The 22,786-nt window shown below is 69.9% G+C and carries 19 protein-coding genes, 1 tRNA gene and 1 pseudogene; 12 read left to right on the plus strand and 9 right to left on the minus strand.

Features of this window, described 5'->3' with window-relative positions:
• Nucleotides 1-22 precede the first annotated feature (22 nt).
• Entirely contained in the window at nt 23-559 is a 537-nt protein-coding gene (locus OHU89_RS39740) for a beta-class carbonic anhydrase (RefSeq protein WP_405649855.1), read from the plus strand.
• Between the two features lie 124 nt (nt 560-683).
• On the opposite strand, the gene OHU89_RS39745 is transcribed toward OHU89_RS39740, so the two are convergent.
• Nucleotides 684-1,376: a GntR family transcriptional regulator gene (locus OHU89_RS39745; RefSeq protein ID WP_405649857.1), complete on the minus strand. Its 693-nt coding sequence runs from the start codon at nt 1,374-1,376 to the stop codon at nt 684-686.
• A 217-nt stretch (nt 1,377-1,593) separates the two neighbouring features.
• Here OHU89_RS39745 and OHU89_RS39750 point away from each other — a divergent pair, with 217 nt between their 5' ends.
• Nucleotides 1,594-2,382 (plus strand): acyl-CoA dehydrogenase family protein, encoded by a 789-nt coding sequence (locus OHU89_RS39750; RefSeq protein WP_405649859.1) that lies wholly within the window; start codon nt 1,594-1,596, stop codon nt 2,380-2,382.
• 42 nt (nt 2,383-2,424) lie between these two features.
• Here OHU89_RS39750 and OHU89_RS39755 read toward each other — a convergent pair whose 3' ends face one another.
• A complete protein-coding gene (locus OHU89_RS39755) occupies nt 2,425-3,114 on the minus strand; it encodes a GntR family transcriptional regulator (protein WP_405649860.1) in 690 nt (229 codons plus the stop codon).
• 277 nt (nt 3,115-3,391) lie between these two features.
• On the opposite strand from OHU89_RS39755, the gene OHU89_RS39760 reads away from it, so the two are divergent.
• From OHU89_RS39760 to OHU89_RS39780, 5 genes are all read left to right on the plus strand, one after another.
• Nucleotides 3,392-3,865, plus strand: a complete 474-nt coding sequence (locus OHU89_RS39760; protein WP_405649862.1) for an NAD(P)H-dependent oxidoreductase subunit E — start codon at nt 3,392-3,394, stop codon at nt 3,863-3,865.
• A 2-nt stretch (nt 3,866-3,867) separates the two neighbouring features.
• Nucleotides 3,868-5,535 carry a formate dehydrogenase beta subunit gene (locus tag OHU89_RS39765; RefSeq protein ID WP_405649864.1) on the plus strand — a complete coding sequence of 556 codons (1,668 nt, stop codon included), beginning with the start codon at nt 3,868-3,870 and terminating at the stop codon, nt 5,533-5,535.
• Nucleotides 5,532-8,348 carry a formate dehydrogenase subunit alpha gene (gene fdhF, locus OHU89_RS39770; protein WP_405649865.1) on the plus strand — a complete coding sequence of 939 codons (2,817 nt, stop codon included), beginning with the start codon at nt 5,532-5,534 and terminating at the stop codon, nt 8,346-8,348. Before OHU89_RS39765 ends, fdhF begins: the two co-directional genes overlap by 4 nt.
• 1 nt (nt 8,349) lies before the next feature.
• The gene (locus tag OHU89_RS39775; RefSeq protein WP_405649867.1) at nt 8,350-8,562 is read left to right on the plus strand and encodes a formate dehydrogenase subunit delta; all 213 of its coding nucleotides are present in this window, start codon (nt 8,350-8,352) and stop codon (nt 8,560-8,562) included.
• A 169-nt stretch (nt 8,563-8,731) separates the two neighbouring features.
• On the plus strand, nt 8,732-9,664 hold the full coding sequence (locus OHU89_RS39780; protein ID WP_046256165.1) for a LysR family transcriptional regulator: 933 nt from the start codon (nt 8,732-8,734) through the stop codon (nt 9,662-9,664).
• A 21-nt stretch (nt 9,665-9,685) separates the two neighbouring features.
• Here the strand turns inward: OHU89_RS39780 and OHU89_RS39785 are convergent, their stop codons facing one another.
• A complete protein-coding gene (locus tag OHU89_RS39785) occupies nt 9,686-11,266 on the minus strand; it encodes a FadD7 family fatty acid--CoA ligase (RefSeq protein WP_405649869.1) in 1,581 nt (526 codons plus the stop codon).
• Nucleotides 11,267-11,523: 257 nt separating this feature from the next.
• Between OHU89_RS39785 and oxc the strand changes: the two genes are divergently transcribed.
• Together oxc and frc are read left to right on the plus strand one after the other, a co-directional pair.
• On the plus strand, nt 11,524-13,272 hold the full coding sequence (gene oxc / locus OHU89_RS39790; RefSeq protein ID WP_405649870.1) for an oxalyl-CoA decarboxylase: 1,749 nt from the start codon (nt 11,524-11,526) through the stop codon (nt 13,270-13,272).
• Nucleotides 13,273-13,301: 29 nt separating this feature from the next.
• Nucleotides 13,302-14,558: a formyl-CoA transferase gene (gene frc, locus OHU89_RS39795; RefSeq protein WP_405649872.1), complete on the plus strand. Its 1,257-nt coding sequence runs from the start codon at nt 13,302-13,304 to the stop codon at nt 14,556-14,558.
• Nucleotides 14,559-14,631: 73 nt separating this feature from the next.
• Here frc and OHU89_RS39800 read toward each other — a convergent pair whose 3' ends face one another.
• Nucleotides 14,632-15,057 carry a PAS domain S-box protein gene (locus OHU89_RS39800; protein WP_266885880.1) on the minus strand — a complete coding sequence of 142 codons (426 nt, stop codon included), beginning with the start codon at nt 15,055-15,057 and terminating at the stop codon, nt 14,632-14,634.
• Nucleotides 15,058-15,316: 259 nt separating this feature from the next.
• Nucleotides 15,317-16,288, minus strand: a complete 972-nt coding sequence (locus tag OHU89_RS39805; protein WP_405649873.1) for a 2-dehydropantoate 2-reductase — start codon at nt 16,286-16,288, stop codon at nt 15,317-15,319.
• Nucleotides 16,289-16,591: 303 nt separating this feature from the next.
• Here OHU89_RS39805 and OHU89_RS39810 point away from each other — a divergent pair, with 303 nt between their 5' ends.
• The 3 genes from OHU89_RS39810 to OHU89_RS39820 all read left to right on the plus strand — a co-directional run bounded on the left by OHU89_RS39810 (nt 16,592) and on the right by OHU89_RS39820 (nt 17,997).
• Nucleotides 16,592-17,266: a GntR family transcriptional regulator gene (locus OHU89_RS39810; RefSeq protein ID WP_405654855.1), complete on the plus strand. Its 675-nt coding sequence runs from the start codon at nt 16,592-16,594 to the stop codon at nt 17,264-17,266.
• A 141-nt stretch (nt 17,267-17,407) separates the two neighbouring features.
• Nucleotides 17,408-17,737, plus strand: coding sequence for a MarR family winged helix-turn-helix transcriptional regulator (locus OHU89_RS39815; protein ID WP_405649875.1), 330 nt, complete (start codon nt 17,408-17,410; stop codon nt 17,735-17,737).
• 172 nt (nt 17,738-17,909) lie between these two features.
• Nucleotides 17,910-17,997, plus strand: a tRNA-Leu gene (locus OHU89_RS39820).
• A gap of 115 nt (nt 17,998-18,112) precedes the next feature.
• On the opposite strand, the pseudogene OHU89_RS39825 reads toward OHU89_RS39820, so the two are convergent.
• From OHU89_RS39825 to OHU89_RS39840, 4 genes and pseudogenes are all read right to left on the minus strand, one after another.
• A pseudogene (locus OHU89_RS39825) lies at nt 18,113-18,928 on the minus strand (EamA family transporter); the annotation flags it as partial.
• Entirely contained in the window at nt 18,925-20,250 is a 1,326-nt protein-coding gene (locus OHU89_RS39830) for a hypothetical protein (RefSeq protein WP_405649876.1), read from the minus strand. The gene OHU89_RS39830 and the pseudogene OHU89_RS39825, both read right to left, overlap by 4 nt.
• Before the next feature lie 4 nt (nt 20,251-20,254).
• Entirely contained in the window at nt 20,255-21,220 is a 966-nt protein-coding gene (locus OHU89_RS39835) for a hypothetical protein (RefSeq protein ID WP_405649877.1), read from the minus strand.
• A gap of 47 nt (nt 21,221-21,267) precedes the next feature.
• On the minus strand, nt 21,268-22,320 hold the full coding sequence (locus OHU89_RS39840; RefSeq protein ID WP_405649879.1) for a zinc-binding dehydrogenase: 1,053 nt from the start codon (nt 22,318-22,320) through the stop codon (nt 21,268-21,270).
• Between the last annotated feature and the right edge of the window lie 466 nt (nt 22,321-22,786).

Raw genomic sequence — 22,786 nt, forward strand, 5'->3', positions numbered from 1 at the left:
AACCGGAGTGAGGTAGCCCAGCATGTCGACACACGCATCCCGTATCGCCCCGCCCGTCGGCGACACCGTCATCGACCGGCTCGTGGAGTCCAACCGTGCCTACGCCGCAGGGTTCGTGGACCCGGGCATGGGTGCCCGTCCGGTCCTGCGCGTGGCCGTCGTGGCCTGCATGGACGCCCGTATCGATCTGCACGCCGCGCTCGGCCTGCAACTCGGCGACTGCCACACCGTCCGCAACGCCGGCGGTGTGGTCACCGACGACACCATCCGTTCCCTGACGATCAGTCAGCGAGCCCTGGGCACCCGCAGTGTCGTCCTCATCCACCACACCGGCTGCGGTCTGCAGACGCTGACCGAGGAGTTCCGGCACGAGCTGGAGATGGAGGTGGGGCAGCGACCGGCGTGGGCGGTGGAGGCCTTCCGGGACGTCGACCAGGACGTACGGCAGTCCATGCGGCGAGTGCGCACCTCGCCGTTCCTGCCGCACACCGACGATGTGCGCGGTTTCGTCTTCGACGTGACGTCGGGGCTGCTGCGGGAGATAGACGCGGGGGCCTGATCCCGTTCCGCCGGGCTTGCGGAAGGGCCCAGGACTCGTCGTCGTGCGGCCCTGTCCCCTCGTTGGCGACGGGGAGCCGGACGCACCCGGCGGGTACGCGCGGGAGCGTTCACCTGCCCCGTCGTCACGCGCCCCGACCGGCCATCGCGGCGATCTGCCTGCAGTAGAAGTCGGTCGTGTTCGCGGTGTGCCGACGCATGAGTTCCTCGGCGCCGTCGGGGTCGCCGCCGGCGATGGCCTCGATGATCAGGGCGTGCTCGCTCCAGGCGTCCGTGCCGCGGGGCTTGGCGATGGGCATGTAGTACCAGCGCACGCGCCGGTCCACCTGGGGGATGAGCTCGGCGAGGACCGCGTTGCGCGAGAGGTGGGTGATGTGGGTGTGGAGGGCGGCGTTCGCCTCCACGATGGCCCGGGCGTCGCCGACCGCGAGCGCGGTGAGGCCGGTCTGCTGCAGTTCCCACAGCCGGGCGACGTCGGTGGGAGTGGCGTGCTCGGCGGCGCCGCGCGCGGAGTGGGTCTCCAGGACGGCCCGGACGCTGAGGAGTTGGGCGCACTCCTCGGCGGTGGGGGAGTGGACGAAGGCGCCCTGTGAAGGGCGCAGGTCGACCCAACCGGCGGTGTGGAGTCGTTGGAGGGCTTCGCGGATGGGCTGACGGCTGACGCCGAGGTGCTCGGCGAGGTCGGCCTCGACGAGGTGCTGGCCGGGTGTGAGCGTGCCGTTGATGATCAGCTCGGTCAGGGCGTCGTATACCGCCTGGCGCAGCGGGGCGGGCCGGGCGATCGGGCCGCGGGCTGCCACGGTGGGTGTGTCGGGCATGGACCCTCTCCCTCGTTCGACTGCGGACGGCAAACATCGACTACGGGATACTGAGTTTAGTATGCAATAGCCATTCCCGTGTGGCCTGTGTTGCGGACTCCCGGAAATTGCGTCGACCCACCTCTGGTGTCGACCGGTCGAGGGATGCAGAATACTGTATGCAATCACCGTCCCCGCCTGACAGCGGACCGGACAACGCTCCTGAGGGGGTCACTCCGTGTCGTACCGCACCGCTCTCGCAGAAGTCCTCACCCGTGCCGTCGCACCCTGCGCCGAACTGACCGGCGCGGAAGGCAGGTTCCCCCGTGGCGCCGTGACGGCCCTCGGGGCCACCGGGCTGCTGGGACTCACCGTCGCCACCGAGTTCGGCGGCGCAGGCCTCGGACTGCCGGAAGCCGCCGAGGTGGTGGCGCGGACCGCGTGCATCTGCCCCGCCACGGCGGCCGTGCTCCAGGCCCATTACACGGCGGTCGCCGTCATCGAGTCGTACGGCAGTCCCTGGGTGCGCGGAGAGATCGCCGCCGGACGCCACCTCAGCAGCCTCGCCCTCGCCGAGGACGGCACGGGCGGGTACGGGGAGGAGGCCCAACTCCTCACGCCACGCTGCACCGCGGTCCGTTCCGGTGGCGTGGTCGCGCTGCGTGCGCGCAAACGCCAGGTGGTCGCGGCGGGGGAGGCCGACAGCTACATCTGGTCCTCCCGACCGCTCGGTGCGCCGGACGGCCTGAGTCTCTGGGGGGTTCCGGCGCACGCCCCGGACCTGTTCGTCCCGGCCCGGCCGGACGCCGCGGGGCCGCCCGGCAGCGCGGCCTCCACCGTGCTCGCCGATCCGGTGCTGGTGCCCGCCGACGCGATGCTCGGTGAGGACGGCGGCGGGCTCGACATCGTGCTGCGTACGGTCCTGCCCTGGTTGCTGGAGCTGCGGGCCGCCGCCGGTGCGGAGGGGCTGCGCCCCGCGGCCGCCGACGTGGTGCGCCGGCCCGCCGACTCCCTCGCGCCGTCCTGAACTCACGCCCGGAGGAGGCCCGTTCGGCGGCGGCTCGTGCGGTCAGTCCTGGCTCGCGCCGGACGCGATCTGCTTGCGGTAGAAGTCGCTCGTGCGCTCGGTGTGCTTGCGCATCACCTCGCCGGCGCGGTCCGCGTCGCCCTTGGCGATGGCCTTGATGAGCTGGGTGTGCTCGTTCCAGGCCTCCTTGCCGCGGGGCTTGGCGATGGGGGTGTAGTACCAGCGCACCTTCTGGCCCACCTGCGCGAGCAGTTCGGCCAGGACGTCGTTGGCGGCCACGGAGGTGACGAAGGCGTGCAGGGCGGTGTTGGCCGCGACAAGGCGCTCGACGTCGCCCTCGGCGAGCGCGTCGACGCCCTCCTGCTGGAGCTCACCGAGGCGCTCGATGTCCTCGGGCTGCGCGTTCTGTGCGGCGAGCTGCGCCGAGTAGGACTCCAGCACCGAGCGGACGCCGAGGAGTTGGGCGGCCTCCTCCTCGGTGGGGGAGTGCACGAAGGCACCCTGGGCGGGGCGCAGATCGACCCAGCCGGCGGTCTGCAGTCGCTGCAGGGCCTCGCGGACCGGCTGGCGGCTGACACCGAGGTGTTCGGCGAGCTCGGCCTCGACCAGGTGCTGGCCGGGCTTGAGGGAGCCGTTGATGATCAGCTCGGTCAGGGCGTCGTACACGGCCTGGCGCAGTGGTGCCGGGCGGGCGACGCGCCGGGACGCTGCGGCCGTGAGTGCCTCGCGCATGGTTGTCCCGTTCTGCCGCCGGGCCGACGGCTTTGCCGAGTGGTAGCCGCCGAGTGGGTTGCCGACGGCGGCTTCAGCATACAGGTTTTGGTATGCAACATGGTGTCGGCCGTTGGTCGTGCGGCCGGGCTCGACCGAGGCTCCGGGCTCTCTCCTGGGCCGGAATCGGCGCAGACTTCTTTACGACTGTCGTCTGTATACAGAAGCCTGTATGGGGTATTGTCTCAGTCTCCTGCAACCCTCGCCGGGGACCCGTGTGACGGAAGGCGAAGCGATCATGACGACCAGCGGGAGCGATGTGACGGTCGAGAGCGTGGTCCGGAGGGTGGTGGCCGATCACCGGGATCAGCGCGGCGCGCTGCTGCCCGTACTGCACGCCCTGCAGGCCGAGTTGGGCCATGTGCCGCAGGAAGCGGTCCCGGTGCTCGCCGACGAGCTCAACCTCTCCAGGGCGGACGTCCACGGAGTGGTGACCTTCTACCACGACTTCCGCCGTGAGCCCGCAGGCCGCACCACGGTCCGCATCTGCCGCGCCGAAGCCTGTCAGGCGCTGGGCGCCGACCACCTGGTGAGCTACACACGCGAGGCCGGACTCACCCTGGGCGAGACGACACCAGACGGCTCCGTGACCGTCGAGCAGGTCTTCTGTCTGGGCAACTGCGCGCTGGGGCCGTCGGTTGAGGCGAACGGACGGCTGTACGGACGAGTGGGCCCGGCCCGGCTGGGCTCGATCCTCAACGGGACGGTCTGATCATGAACAACTCCTCCCCGGCCGGCATCCCGGTCGACACCCCGGCGGACATCGCGGTCGGCGCCCCGTCGCACTGCGCGGTGACGGTGTACGTCCCCCGCGACTCGGCGGCCAGGTCCGTCGGCGCCGACGAGGTCGCCGGCGCCCTCCAACGTGCCGCCACGCGCGGGGACTTCGCCATCGACGTCGTACGCAATGGATCGCGCGGCATGCTCTGGCTGGAGCCGATGGTCGAGGTCGCCACGCCGCGGGGCCGCGTCGGCTACGGCCCGGTGACCCCCGAGGACGTCGACGGACTCCTGGCCGCCGGCCTGCTCGACGGTGCGGACCACCCGCTGAGGCTCGGCCTCGTCGACGAACTGCCCTGGCTGGCCCGCCAGAACCGGGTCACCTTCGCCAGAGTCGGCGTCATCGACCCCCTCTCGCCCCAGGACTACGTCGAGCACGGCGGCCTCACCGGACTGCGCGCCGCCCTCGAACTCGTCCCCGCGGACGTGGTCGCAGAGGTCACCGAGTCCGGACTGCGCGGACGCGGCGGCGCCGGATTCCCGGCCGGTATCAAGTGGAAGACCGTGCTGGGCTGCGCCGACGAGCTGAAGTTCGTCTGCTGCAACGCCGACGAGGGCGACAGCGGGACCTTCGCCGACCGCATGGTCATGGAGGGCGACCCGTTCCTGCTCATCGAGGGCATGACCATCGCCGCGCACGCGGTCGGGGCGAGCGAGGGTTACGTCTACATCCGCTCCGAGTATCCGGACGCGATCGCCACGATGCGCGAGGCGATCGAACTCGCCCGTGAGCAAGGCTGGTTGGGCAAGGGAATCCTCGGCTCCGCGCTCGACTTCGACCTGCACGTACGCGTCGGGGCGGGCGCGTACATCTGCGGCGAGGAGACCTCCATGCTGGAGAGCCTGGAGGGCAAGCGCGGCATGGTCCGCGCGAAGCCGCCGATCCCGGCGATCGAGGGCCTGTTCGGCAAGCCGACCGTGGTGAACAACGTGCTGACCCTCACCACCGTCCCCACGGTCCTCGCGAACGGCGCCAAGGCGTACCAGGACCTCGGCGTCGGCCGCTCCCGCGGCACCCAGGTCTTCCAGCTCGGCGGCAACATCGCCCGCGGCGGCATTGTTGAGATGGCCTTCGGCATCACCCTGCGCGAGCTGATCGAGGAGTACGGAGGCGGCACCCACACGGGCCGCCCGGTCCGTACCGTGCAGGTCGGCGGGCCGCTCGGGGCGTATCTGCCGGATTCGCTGTTCGATCTGCCGATGGACTACGAGGCGTTCGCCGAGGCCGGTGCGATGCTAGGGCACGGCGGGATCGTGGTCTTCGACGACACCGTCGACATGGCGGCCCAGGCCCGCTTCGCGATGGAGTTCTGCGCCGAGGAGTCCTGCGGCAAGTGCACTCCGTGCAGGGTCGGTTCGGTCCGTGGCGTCGAGGTGATCGACAAGATCGTCGCCGGCACGCACCGGGACGAGAACCTGGCCCTGCTGGAAGACCTCTGCGACCTGATGACCGACGGCTCGCTGTGTGCGATGGGCGGACTGACCCCGATGCCCGTGCGCAGCGCTCTCACCCACTTCTCCGACGACTTCCACGGCGGCCGCCGGCTCCTGGAGATCCAACCCGTGAACGCCACTGGCGTGAGGACGGAGGGCACGGCATGAGCCTTCTCAAGGAACCCGACTACGGAACCCCGGAACAGCCCGGCCCGGCAACGGTGTCGGTGGAGATCGACGGCCTGGCGGTGAACGTCCCGGAGGGCACCTCGGTGATGCGCGCCGCGGCACAGGCCGGCGTCGAGATACCCAAGTTGTGTGCCACCGACAGCCTGGAGGCGTTCGGCTCCTGCCGCCTGTGCGTGGTGGAGATCGACGGCCGTCGCGGCACCCCGGCGTCCTGCACCACCCCGTGCTCCGACGGGATGAAGGTGAGCACCCAGACACCGAAGGTGGAGAAGCTCCGCCAGGGCGTCATGGAGCTCTACATCTCCGACCACCCCCTGGACTGCCTCACCTGCCCCGCCAACGGCGACTGTGAACTCCAGGACATGGCGGGCGTGGTGGGCCTGCGGCAGGTCCGCTACGGCTACGAGGGCGAGAACCACCTCGACGCCGAGAAGGACACCTCCAACCCCTACTTCGACTTCGATCCCTCCAAGTGCATCGCCTGCTCCCGCTGCGTCCGCGCCTGCGGCGAGGTCCAGGGCACCTTCGCGCTCACCATCGAGGGCCGCGGCTTCGACTCCAAGGTCTCGGCAGGCGCCGGTGAGTCCTTCATGGACTCCGAGTGCGTCTCCTGCGGCGCCTGCGTCCAGGCATGCCCGACATCCACGCTCCAGGAGCGGTCGGTCGTCGAACTCGGCATGCCGACAAGGTCGGTTGTGACCACCTGCGCGTACTGCGGTGTCGGCTGCTCCTTCAAGGCCGAGCTGCGCGGCGACGAACTCGTGCGCATGGTGCCGTACAAGGACGGCGGTGCGAACGAGGGTCACTCCTGTGTGAAGGGCCGCTTCGCCTTCGGCTACGCCACCCACCCCGACCGTCAACTCAAGCCCATGGTCCGCGAAAAGATCACCGACCCCTGGCGCGAGGTCGAGTGGGACGAGGCGATCGGCACCGTCGCCCGGCGGATGCGTGAGCTCCAGGACCGGTACGGCACGAGCTCCGTCGGCGCCATCACGTCCTCGCGCTGCACCAACGAAGAGGTCTACGTCGTACAGAAGATGGTCCGTGCGGCCTTCGGCAACAACAACGTCGACACCTGCGCCCGCGTCTGCCACTCCCCGACGGGATACGGTCTCAAGCAGACCTTCGGCGAGTCGGCGGGCACCCAGGACTTCCGTTCGGTCGCAGAGGCCGATGTCATCATGGTGATCGGGGCCAACCCCACTGACGGGCACCCGGTGTTCGCCTCCCGGATGAAGCGCCGGCTGCGCGAGGGCGCCAAGCTGATCGTCGTCGATCCGCGCCGCATCGACCTCGTACGCTCGCCGCACGTCGAGGCCCAGCACCACCTCCAGCTCAGGCCCAGCACCAATGTGGCCGTGGTCAACGCGATGGCCCACGTGGTCGTCACCGAGGGTCTGGTCGACCGCTCCTTCGTGGACGCCAGGTGCGAAGGCTTCGACGACTGGGCGGAGTTCATCGCCCGACCGGAGAACAGCCCGGAAGCGGTGGAACCCGTCACCGGCGTCCCGGCCGCCGAACTCCGCGCCGCCGCAAGGCTGTACGCCGAAGCCCCCAACGGTGCCATCTACTACGGTCTCGGCGTCACCGAGCACAGCCAGGGCTCCACCATGGTCATGGGAATGGCCAACCTGGCGATGGCGTGCGGCAACATCGGCCGCGACGGCGTCGGCGTGAACCCGCTGCGAGGCCAGAACAACGTCCAGGGGTCCTGCGACATGGGCTCGTTCCCGCACGAGCTGCCCGGCTACCGGCATGTCTCCGACGACGCGGTACGCACCGTCTTCGAGAACCTCTGGGGTGGAACCATCCTCGCGGAGCCGGGACTTCGCATCCCCAACATGTTCGACGCGGCCATCGACGGAACCTTCCGCGGACTCTTCGTCCACGGCGAGGACATCGCCCAGTCCGACCCCAACCTCCAGCACGTCACCGCCGCGCTGAAGGCCATGGAACTCGTCGTCGTACAGGACCTGTTCCTCAACGAGACGGCCAAGTTCGCCCATGTCTTCCTGCCCGGGGCGTCGTTCCTGGAGAAGGACGGCACCTTCACCAACGCCGAACGCCGAATCAACCGTGTCCGCGCGGTCATGAAGCCCAAGACGGGCAAACACGAGTGGCAGATCGTCAGCGAGATCGCCACCGCCATGGGCTATCCGATGGCCTACGACCATCCGAGCCGGATCATGGACGAGATCGCCTCGGTCACACCGACGTTCACCGGCGTCTCCTTCGACCTCCTCGACAAGCTCGGCAGCGTCCAGTGGCCGTGCAACGAGGAGGCTCCGGAGGGGACGCCCATCATGCACGTGGACGAATTCGTGCGCGGCCAGGGCAAGTTCGTGGTCACCTCCTATGTGCCGACCAACGAGCGCAGCACCCGGCGTTTCCCGCTGGTCCTCACCACGGGACGCATCCTCAGCCAGTACAACGTCGGCGCGCAGACCCGGCGTACCGGCAATGTCGCCTGGCACCCCGAGGACATCCTGGAACTGCACCCCCACGACGCCGAGGTCCGCGGGATCAAGGACGGTGACATGGTCACCCTGGCCAGCCGCGTCGGGCAGACGACCCTGCGCGCGGAGATCTCCGACCGGATGCCGACCGGCGTCGTCTACACCACCTTCCACCACCCCGTGACCGGGGCCAACGTGGTGACCACGGAGAACTCCGACTGGGCCACCAACTGCCCCGAGTACAAGGTGACCGCCGTCCAGGTGGGGCTCGCCCGCCCGGACCGGGCCGGTGACGGTGAAGCCGCGGAGAACGACCTCGTGACGGTGGTGGACTGAGATGACAGCGACCGTGCCGTCCGAGCTCCGGATGGCGAACGACATCGCCCGCAACCTCGGCCATCTGCCGGGGGAGCGGGCCGCCGAGGAGATCGCTGGGCACATCGGCAGGTTCTGGGACCCGCGCATGCGCACCAGGCTGTACGAGTTCGTCGACGCCGGCGCGGAAGGCGTCGACCCCCTGGTGGTGGCCGCGGTGAAGCTCCTGCGCTGAACAGACCGCGCCTGCGCCCGCTGCGGGGACGTGCGGCGGGCGCAGGCGCTCTCATGCCGGCCGGCATACAGTTCGTGCACCGGGCACGACTCCCTCCCCTGTACATATCCCAAATACTGCATACAGTATGGAGCTAGGTGGGGCGGCCTCGGGCAGAGAGGAGTCGTTCATGCTGTTCCGGCAGCTCGAGTACTTCGTGGCGGTGGCGCGGGAGCGCCACTTCGCCCGGGCGGCGGAAGCCTGCTACGTCTCCCAGCCCGCGCTCTCGGCGGCGATAGCCAAGCTGGAGCGGGAGCTGAACGTCACGCTCATCAACCGCGGGCACAACTACCAGGGCCTCACCCCCGAGGGCGAGCGGCTCGTCGTATGGGCCAAACGGATCCTCGCCGAACAGGACGCGTTCAAGGCGGAGGTGGCCGCCGTGCAGTCCGGCATCACGGGCACGCTGCGGCTCGGCACGGATCCCACGGCGTCGACGACCCTGGCGCTCCCCGTGGCCGCGTTCTGCGCCGCCCACCCTCTCGCCAAGGTGCAGGTGCGCTCCCGGCTGTCCACGAAGGAGCTCCACCGCCAGCTCCGCGACTACGAACTCGACGTCGCCATCGCCCACTTCGACCCCGGCGACCAGGAGGGGCTCCAGGTCGTACCCCTCTACCAGGAGCGCTACATGCTGCTGGTGTCGGACGACCATCTGGTGGCGCAGTCCTCGACGGTGACATGGGCGGACGCGGCCCAGTTGCCGCTCGCGCTGCTGACGCCGGACATGCGGATCCGGCAGATCGTGGACACCGTGTTCGCGGAGAAGGGGTTCGTGGTCACCCCGCAGGTCGAGACGGACTCCATCGCCTCCCTCTACGCGCACGTCGGCGGCGGCGAGTGGGCCAGCATCGTGCCGCACACCTGGCTGCGGGCGATGCCCGTCATCGGCCGGACCAGAGCGCTGCCCCTGGTCGACCCGGAGGCCGGCGCGCAGGTGTCCGTGGCGATCCACGCCGCGACCCCCGGCTCGGTCGCCGCCCGCGCCTTCGTCAACGCGGCGACCGGTCTGTCCCTGGACGACTTCTTCGCCCGCCCGCTGCCCAGCGAGCACCGCGTGCGCTGAGCCCACCCTCCGGAGCCTGTGTCAGGGTGCGTAGCGCGCCTGTACCGCCTTTCGATCGAGTCCGCCCTTCGCGGTGTACGGCAGCGCGGTGACCAGCTCGAGCCGGTCCGGCACCTCGAACGCGGCCAGCCGGTCACGGCAGTACCGCAGGATCTCCTCGGGCCCCACGCTCTCGCCCTCCCGCACCACCACGGCGGCGCCCACCCGCTGGCCGTACACCGTGTCGGGCACGGCGAACACGGCCGCCTCGGCGACCCCCGGACACCCGGCGAGGATGTCCTCGACATGCTCGGGCGAGATCTTCTCGCCGCCGCGGTTGATGAGGTTCTTGATACGCCCGGTCAGGGACAGGTATCCGTCCGCGTCCAGGATGCCCAGATCGCCGGTGCGCAGCCAGCCGTCGACGAAGGTGTACGCCGTCTCCTCCCGGTCGCCGAGATAGCCGCGCGCGACCGTGGGACCGTGCACCCACAACTCGCCCTCGACACCCACCGGACAGGCCCGCCCGCCGCGGTCGAGCACGCGGACCTCGACACCGGTCGGCCGCCCGACCGAACCGTGCTTGAGCGCACCCCGCCCCGGCAGCGGCTCGCTGGTCGCCTGGTGCGAGGACTCCGTCATCCCGTACGCGGACAGCAACGGCGCCCCGAACGTACGCTCCAGCGCCCGCTGCGTGGCCGGGTTGAGAGGAGCACTGCCACTGCGTACGAACTTCAGGGCCGGCGCCTGCGGGCCCGGGTACTCCCGTTCCGACCGGTCCAGGAGGATCTCGTGGATGGCCGGGGCCGCCGTGAACCAGGTGGCGCCCACGGCACGCATGTCGTTCCAGAACGTGCCCGCCGTGAACCGGCCCCGCTCGGGCAGCAGCACACAGCCCCCGCTGGCGAGGGAGGCAAGCAGCGCCGCGAACAGCCCGTGACCGTGGAAGAACGGCATCACCGCGACCGTGGCGTCGTCGGGCCCCAGCTCGTAGGTGGCGCACAGGGAGTGGACGGACGCGGCCACGTTGGCATGGGTGAGCGGAACCATCTTCGCCCGGTCGCTGGTGCCGGCGGTGAAGAGAACGAGCGCGTCGTGGGCAGTCAACTCACCTGCTGAGTTCCTGACTTGGGGTGCCGCGCACGCACCGGGTTCGAACACGACGGCCGCTGTGCCCGCGCGGGAGACGTCGACGCGCAGTGGCCAGGCCGGGACCGGCAGCGGGGCGCTCGTCGCGGCCGGGCCCAGCAGGAGCGCCCGCGCCCCCAACGCAGCGACGCGCGCCGAGAGTTGGGACGCGGGCAGCGCCGGGTCCAGCGGAGCCGCCACCAGACCGGCCCGCGCCGCTCCGAGGAGCGCGACGACGAACTCCGCGGTGTTGGCGCAGATCAGGCCGACCGCGTCACCGCGGCGCAACCCCGTGCCGCCGAGCCGTGCCGCCACCCCGTCCGCCAGGGCCGCGAGACCCCGGTAGGACAGATGCACCCGTTCCCCGGTGACGACCAGGGCCCGGGCGTACGGGCGTTCACGCGCCTGCGCGTCGAGGAGATCGACGAGGCCCGTGACCGTCGGAGGCCGGTACCGGTTCGCGTCGCGCACGGATGCCGCGGCCGGAACGGCCATGACCCCACCCCCTCGCGCCCAGGTCCGATGCTTCAGTCCTCTGCGAGCCTGCGGTGACCTGCGGTGCACGTCCAATACCTACTGGCGAACGGCCGATAGCGGGCGTCTATCAAGGGAGTTGCGAGGGCCCTCGGCGGCCGTCGATAGATGTTGTTTATCGGCTGGTCGCCGATGGGTCTTGGACGCGGACGGACGCGCTGCGGATGGTGAGAGCAGTAGCCGCTCCGGCAGGACCTGCCCAAGGAGGACCTCGGACCATGACCGCCCCCTCGCCACTGGAGACCGCGGCAGCAGCCGACGTTCCGACCGAGCTCACCGACGGGTACCACCTGGTCGTCGACGCGCTCAGGATGAACGACGTCGACACCATCTACGGCGTGGTCGGCATCCCGATCACCGACCTGGCCCGCCTCGCCCAGGCACAGGGCATCCGTTACATCGGCTTCCGTCACGAGAGCAACGCCGGACACGCGGCGGCCATCGCCGGCTACCTCAACAAGAAGCCCGGCGTCGCCCTGACGGTGTCGGCCCCCGGCTTCCTCAACGGCCTGGTCGCGCTGGCGAACGCGACCACCAACTGCTTCCCCATGGTCCAGATCTCCGGCTCCAGCGAGCGTCACCTCGTCGACCTCAAGCAGGGCGACTACGAGGAGATGGACCAACTCGCCGCCGCCCAGCCCTTCGTGAAGGCCGCCTACCGGGTCAGCCGCGTGGAGGACATCGGCCGCGGTATCGCCCGCGCCCTGCGCACCGCGATCTCCGGACGCCCCGGCGGTGTCTATCTCGACATCCCCGCCGCGGTGCTCGGCGCCATCATGCCCAAGGCCGAGGGCGACCGCACCCTGAGCCGCCTCGTCGACCCCGCGCCGCGCCAACTGCCCGCGCCGGAGGCCGTGGACCGCGCGATCGAGCTGCTGGCCTCCGCCGAACGCCCGCTGGTGGTGCTCGGCAAGGGCGCGGCGTACGCCCAGGCGGACGCCAAGGTACGGGAGTTCATCGAGTCGACCGGCATCCCCTACGTACCTATGTCGATGGCGAAGGGCCTGCTGCCCGACGACCACCCGCAGTCGGCCGCCACCGCCCGTTCCCTGGCGCTGAAGAAGGCCGACGTCGTGATGCTGATCGGCGCCCGCCTCAACTGGCTGCTGGGCCACGGGCAGACGGGGTGGAACCCCGACGCCAAGTTCATCCAGATCGACATCGACCCCAAGGAGATGGACAGCAACCAGCCCATCTCCGCCCCGCTCGTCGGTGACATCGAGTCGGTGCTCGACGTGCTCGCCGAACGGACCAAGCCCGGCCAGATCCAGGCCCCTTCGGCCTGGCGGGACGAACTGGGGGAGCGCTCGGCGCAGAACGTCGCCAAGATGGCCAAGCGCCTGGAGGCCGACCCGCACCCCATGCAGTTCATGGGCGCCCTCAAGGCCGTACGCGACGTCGTGCGCCGGCACCCGGAGACGTACATCGTCAACGAGGGCGCCAACGCGCTGGACATCGCGCGCAATGTCATCGACATGCACGTGCCGCGCCACCGCCTGGACAGCGGCACCTGGGGCGTCATGGGCATCGGCATGGGGTACGCCATCGCCGCCGCCGTCGAGAGCGGCGCACCGGTCGTCGCCATCGAGGGCGACAGCGCCTTCGGGTTCAGCGGCATCGAGATCGAGACGATCTGCCGCTACCAGCTGCCCGTCGTCACCGTGATCATGAACAACGGCGGTGTCTACCGCGGCGACGACGTCAACCCGTACGACGACGCACCCTCGCCCACCACCCTGATGTCGGCGGCCCGCCACGACCTGCTCATCGAGTCGTTCGGCGGCAAGGGCTACCGCGCCACCACCCCCGCCGAGGTCACCGCCGCCCTGACCGAGGCCCTCGCCTCCGGCGGGCCGGCGCTCATCGACTGCGTGATCGACCCGTCGGCCGGCACCGAGAGCGGCCACATCTCACACCTCAACCCCAAGGGCATCACCGTCGGCAACATCACGCCGGCCAAGAAGTGACCACGTAACTTCACGAAAAGGAAGCACACATGAGTGAAAAGCCGCTCGCCGGAATCAAGGTGATCGACTTCACCGGGGTCCAGGCCGGCCCCGCCTGCACACAGATGCTCGCCTGGTTCGGCGCCGATGTCCTGAAGGTGGAGCGCCCCAACGGCGGCGACGTCACCCGCAAGCAGCTGCGGGACATCGAGGACCTCGACGCGCTGTACTTCACGATGCTCAACAGCAACAAGCGCTCCCTCGCCATCAACACCAAGACCCCCGAGGGCAAGGACGTCCTGGAGAAGCTCATCAAGGACGCCGACGTCCTGGTGGAGAACTTCGGCCCGGGCGCGATGGACCGCATGGGCTTCCCCTGGGAGCGCATCCAGGAACTCAACCCGCGCCTGATCTTCGGCTCGGTCAAGGGCTTCAACGACCAGTCGTCCTGGAGCGACCTCAAGGTCTACGAGAACGTCGCCCAGTGCGCGGGCGGCGCCGCCTCCACCACCGGTTTCTGGGACGGCCCGCCGACCATCTCCGGTGCCGCCCTCGGCGACACCAACACCGGTATGCACCTGGCGATCGGCATCCTCACCGCGATCATCGACCGCAACAAGACCGGCAAGGGCCAGAAGGTCTCCGTCTCCATGCAGGATGCCGTCCTCAACCTCTGCCGCGTCAAGCTGCGCGACCAGCAGCGTCTGGAGCGGGTCGGCTACCTGGAGGAGTACCCGCAGTACCCCAACGGCGAGTTCACCGACGTCGTCCCGCGCGGCGGCAACGCGGGCGGCGGCGGCCAGCCCGGCTGGGTCCTCAAGTGCAAGGGCTGGGAGACCGACCCGAACGCGTACATCTACTTCACCGTCCAGGAGCAGAACTGGAAGCGCACCGCGGAGGCGATCGGTCACCCCGAGTGGGCCGAGGACGCGGAGTACGCCACCGCGCGCGCCCGTCAGTCGCACATCTTCGAGATCTTCGAGGAGATCGAGAAGTGGCTCGCGGACAAGACCAAGTACGAGGCGGTCAACATCCTGCGTGAGTGGGAGGTGCCCTGCGCCCCGGTGATGAGCATGAAGGAGATCGCCTACGACGAGGACCTGCGCAAGAGCGGCACCGTCGTCGAGGTCGAGCAGAAGGGCCGCGGCACGTACCTGACCGTCGGCAGCCCGGTGAAGTTCTCCTCCTTCCAGCCGGATGTCGCCGGCGCCCCGCTGCTGGGCGAGCACAGCTCCGAGGTCCTGGTCGAACTCGGTTACGACGAGGAGACCATCGGCCGGCTGAAGGAGAGCGGCGTCATCGTCTGACCCCGAGTCCGACGACGCGGAAGCGGCCGTGGCCTTCGGGCCACGGCCGCTTCCGTATGCGGTCCGCCGGGGCTCAGACCGAGGCCTCGGCCCGTCGCCGCATCAACTCCCGCTCCCGCTCGCGGCGTGCGGTCACGTCCCGGATGACCGCACCGACGTACGTGCTGCCGTCGGGACCGGGAAGCAGCACCACGCTGAACTCGATGGACAGCTTGCGGCCGTCCGCCGCCAGAGCGGGCACGTTCAGGAGGTCCGCGTCCCCGTACTTGCTGTACCCCCGCTCCATGGCTTCCTCGAAGCCCTCCTGGTGCCGCTTCCGGTGCCGCTCGGGAATGATGACGTCCAGGCTGTGACCGTCCACGTCGGCCGCCGAGAACCCGAAGATGCGCTCCGCACCCCGGTTCCAGTAGCGGATCAGTCCTTCGCCGTCGACGATCACGATGCCGTCGGGCGCCTGGGCGGCCATACCCAGCACCACATCGGGATTCAGATCTTCCATGTCGCCTCCGAGCCGGGGCCGTTGGATGCTGAACGAATACAGGTCGGCAGTATACAGAGGATCGTATACAGGATCCAGGGCTCAAACGACTGAGGCGGGACCCCTCCGGCGCAGGGGGCGCTCCCCGCCGGTAGAGGTCCCGCCGTCGTGCAGCGGAGGGCCGGTCAGCCCTGGGTGGCCGCGCCCCGCAGGGTGGAGCGGTCCGCTTCCGCGTGCACGTTCATGGAGGTGCCGTCCCGTGGCGGCGGGTCGGGCCGCCTCATGCGGCGGTCCGGTGGGCGAGGAGGTCGCTGATGGCGTGGACGGTACGGAGGGTGGGGACGTCCGTGCGGGTGATGTCGGCCAGTTCCACGACCGCGGCGAGGAGGACGTCGAGTTCGAGAGGTTTGCCTGCCTCCAGGTCCTGGAGGGTGGAGGTGCGGTGGTCGCCGACGCGTTCGGCGCCGGCCAGCCGTCGCTCGATGGAGATCCCGATGTCGCAGCCGAGTGCTTCGGCGACGGCCAGAGTCTCCTGCATCATCGTTTCGATGACTTGGCGGGTGCCGCCGTGGTGGCACATCTGACGCATGGTGGCGCGGGCCAATGCGCTGATCGGATTGAAGCTGATGTTGCCGAGCAGCTTGAGCCAGATGTCGTTGCGCAGATCGGGTTCGACGGGGCACTTGAGCCCGCCGGCCTTCATGGCCTCGCTGAAGGCCTGACAGCGCTTGGAGGTCGACCGGTCCGGTTCGCCGATGGAGAAACGGGTGCCTTCCAGGTGGCGGACCACGCCCGGTCCTTCGAGTTCGGTGGCGGCGTAGACCACGCAGCCGACGGCGCGTTCGGGGGCGAGCACCGCACTGACCGCCCCGTCCGGATCCACGCTGTCGATGCGGTGGCCGTCATGCGGTCCGCCGTGTTGGTGGAAGTACCACCAGGGGATGCCGTTCTGGGCGGCGATGACGGCCGTGGTGTCGTTCAGGAGCGGCTCGATGAGCGGCCCGCACGCCGCGTACGAGTTGGCTTTGAGCCCGAGGAAGACGTAGTCGACGGGCCCGATCTCCTGTGGGTTGTCGGTGGCGTGGGCGTGGGCGGTGAAGTCACCGCGGGGGCTGAGGACTTGTACGCCGTTGCGCCTCATGGCCGCGAGGTGCGGTCCACGGGCGATGAGGTGGACGTCGGCGCCTGCGCGGTGCAGGGCGGCGCCGACGTAGGCGCCGATGGCTCCGGCGCCGAGAACTGCGACTTTCACTGGGTGGCGCTCCGTTCGGTCGAGGGTGTACCGCGGAACTGTCGAAATCTGTCGACGAAATATTGTCTACAGGATGGAACGGGTGCCAGCAAGAGTTTGGGACGGCAGGCGGACGGCCACCCGTGGCGCGTGAGAAGCGCGTGCCGTTTGCTCATCCGTGCTCGTGAGCTGCTGGTACGGCCCACCGGTAAGGGTCCAACTCCCCGGTGTCCAGGGGTTTGTGCGCCGTAGACTGTAGGCGAAAGCCAATCCATACTTGGCTCTCGCATACAGCGATGACGCTGCTGAGGAGGGCCCGTGATGTTGTCGACGACAGGACTGCCGCAGGGCGCGGTGCCCAAGCTCGAACGCCCCGGCCCGCTGCGCGACCGTGTCTACGAGGCGCTGCTCGAACTCATCACCACCCGAGCGCTCCAGCCCGGCCGGCACCTGGTCGAGAGCGAGCTCGCCGGCCACCTCGGCGTCTCCCGGCAGCCCGTACGCGAGGCACTGCAGCGCCTCAGCACCGAGGGATGGGTCGATCTGCGGCCCGCCCAGGGCGCATTCGTGCACGAGCCCACCGAAGAGGAGGCCGACCAACTCCTCACCGTCCGCACACTGTTGGAGGCCGAAGCCGCCCGGCTCGCCGCGGCCAACGCGTCCAGGGCCGCCATCGGCGTGCTCGAGGAGATGTGTGTGGAGGGCGAGCGCGCGGTCGCCGACGACGACGTGGACCGTGCGGTCGCGATGAACGCCCGGCTCCACGCGAAGATCATGGAACTGGCCGGCAACGCCGTCCTCGCCGAGCTGGCGGCACAGGTCGACCGCCGGGTCCGCTGGTACTACACGCCGGTCGCCCGGCAGCGCGGACAGCAGTCCTGGATCGAGCACCGTGAGCTGATCGCGGCGATCACGGAACGCGACGAGCAGCGCGCCACGGCGGTCATGCGGACCCACACGGAACACACGCGGAAGATGTACCACGAGCGCGACAAGTAGGGGTCCGATCGACCCTGGGTACAGTCCCCGCATGTCCGACGATCAGAGGCCCTCGCCCCCGGGGACCGGCTCGGCCACCTGCTGAAGCGGGCGCAGGCCAAGCTGGCCAGGGCGCCCGCCGGGGCGCTCGCGCCCCACGGGGTGGACGGTCACGAGCTGACGGTGCTCTCGGGGGCGGCGTCGCTGTCGCAGGTGGAGGTGGCCGGGCGGCTCGGTGTCGACCGTACGACGATGGTGGCGCTCCTCGACGGCCTGGAGGACCAGGGGCTGGTCGAGCGGCGTCGCAGTCCGCGGGACCGGCGCAAGAACCTCGTCGAGCTGACGGCCGCGGGACAGGAGTGTCTGAGCCGGGCCGAGCAGGCGCGCCGGGTAGCCGAGGAACGTTTCCTCGCGCCGTTGGGGAAGGAGACGGCGGCATCGTTCGTACGGGCCCTGCGGGTGCTGGCCGCCGAGGAACGCGTCCGCGGATAATCCCCTCCGCGTAATCGTTCCGTCGCTGGTGGTGAGCCCTCGGAAGCGCTCCGCACCAGGGCCCCTGAGTACCGTCCGAGGCACGGATATGCAGGTGAAAGGCATCCCGAAAGCTTGGTATTGTTGTCCATGTCGCCGCGGGGAACACCTCCGGCCAGGCGGCAGACACCTAGTCCGGGTGGCGGAATGGCAGACGCGCTAGCTTGAGGTGCTAGTGCCCTTTATCGGGCGTGGGGGTTCAAGTCCCCCCTCGGACACCAGCTGAGACCCCTGTTCATCAGGGGTCTTTTGCTTTGGCCCGGAGCTCTCGTGGCTGATGTCGCCCACGGCCTGCCGGGCCTCGCCGCGCACCGCCCCCATGCCGGCGACGGTCACCAGCACGATGCCCGCGCTCTGGGCCCACGAGGGCTGTTCGGCAAGGAGTACGAAGCCGACGACGGTCCCGATGGCGGGTTCCAGGCTCATCAGGGTGCCGAAGACAGTCGTGGGCAGATTGCGCAGGGCGACCATCTCGGCGGCGTACGGCAGGATCGGCAGCAGCAGCGCCGCCAGGGCGGACAGGGCGAAGGCCTGCGGGTCCATGTGGCCCACGATGTGACCGGCGCCGGCGAACGGCAGGGTCACCGCGGAGGCCGCCACCATGGAGACGGCCAGGCCGCCCAGGCCGGTGAACTGGGCGCCGACCCGTTTGGTCAGCAGGATGTAGCCGGCCCAGCCCGCCGCCGCCCCGAGCGCGAAGCCGACTCCGGCCAGATCGACCTCACCGCTCCAGGGCCGGGTCAGGGCGAGTACGCCGGCCGCCGCGGTCAGCGGCCAGAGGATGTCGATCCGGCGCCGCAGACCCGCCACGGCCACTCCCAGCGGGCCGAGGAACTCCAGGGCCGTGGCGGTGCCGAGGGGGATGCGGACCACGGCCTCGAAGTAGAGCAGGGTGAGCAGTCCGCTGACCGCACCGAGCAGCAGGGCGGTGCCCACCTCACGACGGTCGCGGCCGCGCAGGCGGGGCCGGGCGATGAGCCACAGGACGACTGCCGCCCAGGTCAGGCGCAGCCAGGCGGTACCCGAGGGCGTGAACTTGTCGAAGAGGTGACTCGAGGTGCCGGCCCCGGTCTGCACGCTGGCCATGGCCACCAGGGCGAGCGCCGTCCCCCGGTAGCGGGAACCTGTGTCCGGGTCGTGCGGGAGTTTCATGAGGCGCGCGCCCCGTCGGCTGTGAGATCTGCCGGGTCGGCAGGGTCCGGCAGGTGGGCGACCAGAGCAGCGACGGGGTGTGCCGTCGCGTCCCCGAGGCCCGCCAGGGCCACCTCGTGGCGGCCCTCGGCGAGGGCGAGCAGCCACGCGCCGACCTCGGGGTTCGAGGACACCCCCAGTGCTTCGGCGTCGCGCTGCACGCGCTGCGGCCGGGTGGCCGCCTGCCGGGCGAGGTAGAGCTGGGCGCGATCGGGGTCGGCTGCGGGCAGTGCGGTGAGCCGGGCGGCGACGAAGTCGAGCCAGCGGGCGTCCCCGTCCTCCAGGGCGTCGGCGAGCAACACTCGCGCGTCCTCGGTGCGCAGCGGCAGTCCGCCCCGCTCGCACGCCAGCCCGACCAGGACGCGATCGCCGGACGAGACACCCAGCGCATAGGCGTCCGGCGCCTGTTGGGCGAGCAGCTCGGCATCGTCACAGCGCTCGAAGGCGAAGCGTACGGCGGGTGCGCTGCCCGAGGTCAGCAGTCGGCGCCACATGCGGGCATCGAGGGCCTGCCAGTCGGCGTCCGCGAACACCGTGAACAGGGCGGGCAGTTCGGCGAACCGCGCCTCGGACACCAGGCGTCGGAACACGGCGGTGAAGCCCTCGATGCGAGGAGAGGGGCGCAGACAGGCGAGGGCCGCGGCCAGCTCGTGCAGAGTGCCGTCGGTGACGGCCTCGGCGACGGCGCGGTGGATCTCCCGGGCGTCGAGGTGGACCTCGACGTCGGCGAGGCGGGCCAGCTTGCGCAGCGGGCCGTGGCGGCCGCTGGCCAGGAGCGCGCGGATGCCGGTGGCTGCGGCGTCCGCGTCGAACCGCACAGGGATACCGGAGAGTTGACGCATGTAGTCCACGGCGCCGAGGCGGCCGGCGGCCACCAGGACGTTGTACGACCGCAGGACCGTCTCCTCGTCGAGAGCGGGGCGTACCCCGGTCGCCGCGATGATCTGCTCGATGCCGCCGGCGTTGCCGCGTCGCGCCAGACGGGCACAGGCCCGGTCGATGCGGGTGGGAGCCGGCCGCCCCGTCGGCGGCAGGTGCGCGTACAGGAAGCAGAAGTCGTCGACCACGCCCCGCTCCAGTGCCCGGTCGGCCGCGCCGGCCACGGCCTCCGTGGACAGTTCGGCCATGACGGGAACGTATTTGTTCACCTGCTCAAGGACGTATATCTCATCCCTTTCGAGCAGCCATCGCGTCTGCGCGGCGAGGAATTCCGCGGGCAGCCGGGTGAGCTTCTCCGGGGCGTCCTCGGACAGTTGCTTGAGAAGATTGCGGTACGCGCGCACGGCCCTACCCCGCCAGCGCCAACTGTGCCGGCACGAAAGGCTGCAGGTGGCTGAAGTCGTGGTCGCGATTGAAGCGGACCATGGCCTTGCGCAGTTCGGGATCGTAGCCCTCGCGGCCGCGGAAGTCGGTGTTCTCGTCGGCGAGTTCCTCGCTCCACAGGCCCGTGTAGACGGGCAGCCCCATGGAATGTCCGGCCACCACGACATCGAAGATTCCCTGAATGGTGGGCGGGGTCCAGTCGCCCGGCTGTGTGGTCTGCTGCAGATAGGAGCCCTCGGCCACATAGGTGGGGGTCAGATAGATCACCAATTCGGTGCCGTGACGGTCGCAGAGCTCCTTCAGGTACTCCATCGTGGCCACGGCCTCGCGCACCCCGTGCTCGTCCGTCATCCGCGGCGCCGGCTTGATCAGGACGTACGAGGTGAGCCGGATCCCCAGCTCGCCGAGGAGCGCGACCCGGTCCTCCATCACCCGGCGGGAGATCTTCTTCTTCAGGACGGTCTGCCGGATGAAGTCGTCCTGCGTCTCGAAGCCGACCGTCACGTCGAGCCGGGGAGCGTGGGTGGTCCTGGCGATGTGCTCCAGGTAGTCGCGCTTGACGTACTCGGGGCGCGTCTCGATGGACAGCACCTCGAGGTTCTCCATCTCCTGGGCGCGGTGCAGCAGATGGTCGACGGACTCGCGGTGGAAGCGCCTCGGATCGAGAGCGGAGCCCTCGTTGCCGAAGCACAGCTGGCGGAAACCGCCCAGTTCACCGGCCTTGGAGTCGAAGACGTGGTCGATCTGGTTGTTGATCTGCTCGGCCGTCACCTCGAACGACGCCGAGCGGGTGGGCAGCGCGCAATACGTGCACTGGAACTGGCATTTCGTCGTGTAGAACGACAGGACCAGGTCACGCTTCCCGAGGAACGTCCGGGTGCCGACATAGAGCGGTGTGTTCGGGTCGTGGGTCTCGTTGTTCTCGGACATCCTCAAACCTCCGTGGGTGTACGGCCGTTCGGCTCTGGTGCGGGCGTTCAGCGCCACGGATGCAGAATGATCTTTCCGCATTCCCTGGTGAGCTGGAGTTTCCAGGCCTGCTCGATCTCGTCGAGCGGAAAGGTGTGCGTGATGAACCGGTCGATGAGCGGTCCCGTACGGGAAATGGCGTCGAGCATTCCCGGGGCGTGCTGCAGATACAGATCGAGGCTGCCGAAGAGGGTGACGCCCTTCTGGATCAGGTCCTGGTCGACGTGGAGCGACAGTTCGCCGGACTCCCCGAGGAAGGTGACCCGCCCGCCGCGCCCCGCGGCGTCCAGTCCGAACCGCTGGTGGCCGACCTGCGCCGAGCAGTCGATGACATGGTCGACGCCCTTGCCCCCGGTGAAGTCCCGTACGGCGGCCAGGGCCGCGTCCGGTGTCCCCAGGTCCACGATCAGCTCCGCGCCCAACTGCCGTGCCAGCTCCCGGCGGTAGGGGCTGCGGCCGGCGCAGATCACCCGGGCACCCCTGGCCTGCCCGTTGATCACGGCGCCGAGCCCCACCTGACCGAGCCCGGTGACCAGGACCGTGTGGCCGGCGGCGACCCCCATGTTCTCCATCGCCGTGTACGTCGCGCCCATCCCGCAACAGGCCATCGCGGCATGCTCGTACGGCATCCCGTCGGGGATCCGCAGCAGCAGACGCTCCCGCTTGATCATGTACTGCGCGAAGCCGCACTCACCCGAGTCGCCCGAGCACACCGCGAGGGGATCCTCGGTGTCGGCGCAGTGCGCGTACCGCCCGGAGACACACAGCGCACAGCGCCCGCACGGATAGCCGCTGAGCACGACCACCCGGTCACCCGGCCGGAACGGGCTGCCCGCACGGGCCTCGACGACCTCGCCGGCCGCCTCGTGCCCCAGGGAGTCCCAGCGGTTGCGGTCGCGGAAGTCCCAGTGCTCGTACGCCAGATGCTCATTGCACATCGGGGCCGCGACCACCTTCACCAGGACGTAGTCCTCGGCGATCCGCGGCAACGGCTTCTCGATGATCCGGCTGACGCCGGGTCCGTCCAGTGCGGCGACTTTCATGCGTGCCTCTTCGGCCATGGTCGGTGCTCCAGGAGGTCGGGGAGGGCTTCGGTCCGGCCCGGGGGTAGCGCGAACAGCCCTTGTGGCATGCCTGATCGGCGATCCGGGGACGGTGCGCGCGCACCGTGCGCTGCTCGTACGCGGCCGGCGCACCACAGGGGTGGGGGTGCGGCTGGCGACCGCCGCCGCGCGGCTTTCACGGCATGCGGATCCCGGTGCCTTGTCCGGAGGCCGGCTGCTGCGGGGTTCCCTTGCAGCGCCCGGATCCGCTGGAGCGATCGCTTAGAGTCTCTGCGGGTCCGCTAGGGGACGACTCGACCGACGACGGAGCCCCAGCCCTGACCGCCGGGAGCTGCCGTGAAGCCTCCCTCACCGGGGCGACGGAAAATCGGGTGACCCGCCCGTCCCGTCTCCCTACACTCGCCACACATCGCGCACCGCCCACGCCGGGCCGGTGCGCGTGACATGACGAGGACCGACGAGT

Source organism: Streptomyces sp. NBC_00019 (assembly GCF_045041015.1).
Taxonomy (GTDB): domain Bacteria; phylum Actinomycetota; class Actinomycetes; order Streptomycetales; family Streptomycetaceae; genus Streptomyces.

What these genes read in the sequence shown, in the direction of transcription:
- OHU89_RS39775 (WP_405649867.1), top strand. Translation starts at nt 8,350, where the DNA reads ATGACAGCGACCGTGCCGTCCGAGCTCCGGATGGCGAACGACATCGCC.
- OHU89_RS39765 (WP_405649864.1), top strand. Translation starts at nt 3,868, where the DNA reads ATGAACAACTCCTCCCCGGCCGGCATCCCGGTCGACACCCCGGCGGAC.
- OHU89_RS39785 (WP_405649869.1), bottom strand. Translation starts at nt 11,266, where the DNA reads ATGGCCGTTCCGGCCGCGGCATCCGTGCGCGACGCGAACCGGTACCGG.
- OHU89_RS39835 (WP_405649877.1), bottom strand. Translation starts at nt 21,220, where the DNA reads ATGTCCGAGAACAACGAGACCCACGACCCGAACACACCGCTCTATGTC.
- OHU89_RS39800 (WP_266885880.1), bottom strand. Translation starts at nt 15,057, where the DNA reads ATGGAAGATCTGAATCCCGATGTGGTGCTGGGTATGGCCGCCCAGGCG.
- OHU89_RS39745 (WP_405649857.1), bottom strand. Translation starts at nt 1,376, where the DNA reads ATGCCCGACACACCCACCGTGGCAGCCCGCGGCCCGATCGCCCGGCCC.
- OHU89_RS39780 (WP_046256165.1), top strand. Translation starts at nt 8,732, where the DNA reads ATGCTGTTCCGGCAGCTCGAGTACTTCGTGGCGGTGGCGCGGGAGCGC.
- OHU89_RS39760 (WP_405649862.1), top strand. Translation starts at nt 3,392, where the DNA reads ATGACGACCAGCGGGAGCGATGTGACGGTCGAGAGCGTGGTCCGGAGG.
- frc (WP_405649872.1), top strand. Translation starts at nt 13,302, where the DNA reads ATGAGTGAAAAGCCGCTCGCCGGAATCAAGGTGATCGACTTCACCGGG.
- OHU89_RS39840 (WP_405649879.1), bottom strand. Translation starts at nt 22,320, where the DNA reads ATGGCCGAAGAGGCACGCATGAAAGTCGCCGCACTGGACGGACCCGGC.
- OHU89_RS39755 (WP_405649860.1), bottom strand. Translation starts at nt 3,114, where the DNA reads ATGCGCGAGGCACTCACGGCCGCAGCGTCCCGGCGCGTCGCCCGCCCG.
- OHU89_RS39740 (WP_405649855.1), top strand. Translation starts at nt 23, where the DNA reads ATGTCGACACACGCATCCCGTATCGCCCCGCCCGTCGGCGACACCGTC.
- oxc (WP_405649870.1), top strand. Translation starts at nt 11,524, where the DNA reads ATGACCGCCCCCTCGCCACTGGAGACCGCGGCAGCAGCCGACGTTCCG.
- fdhF (WP_405649865.1), top strand. Translation starts at nt 5,532, where the DNA reads ATGAGCCTTCTCAAGGAACCCGACTACGGAACCCCGGAACAGCCCGGC.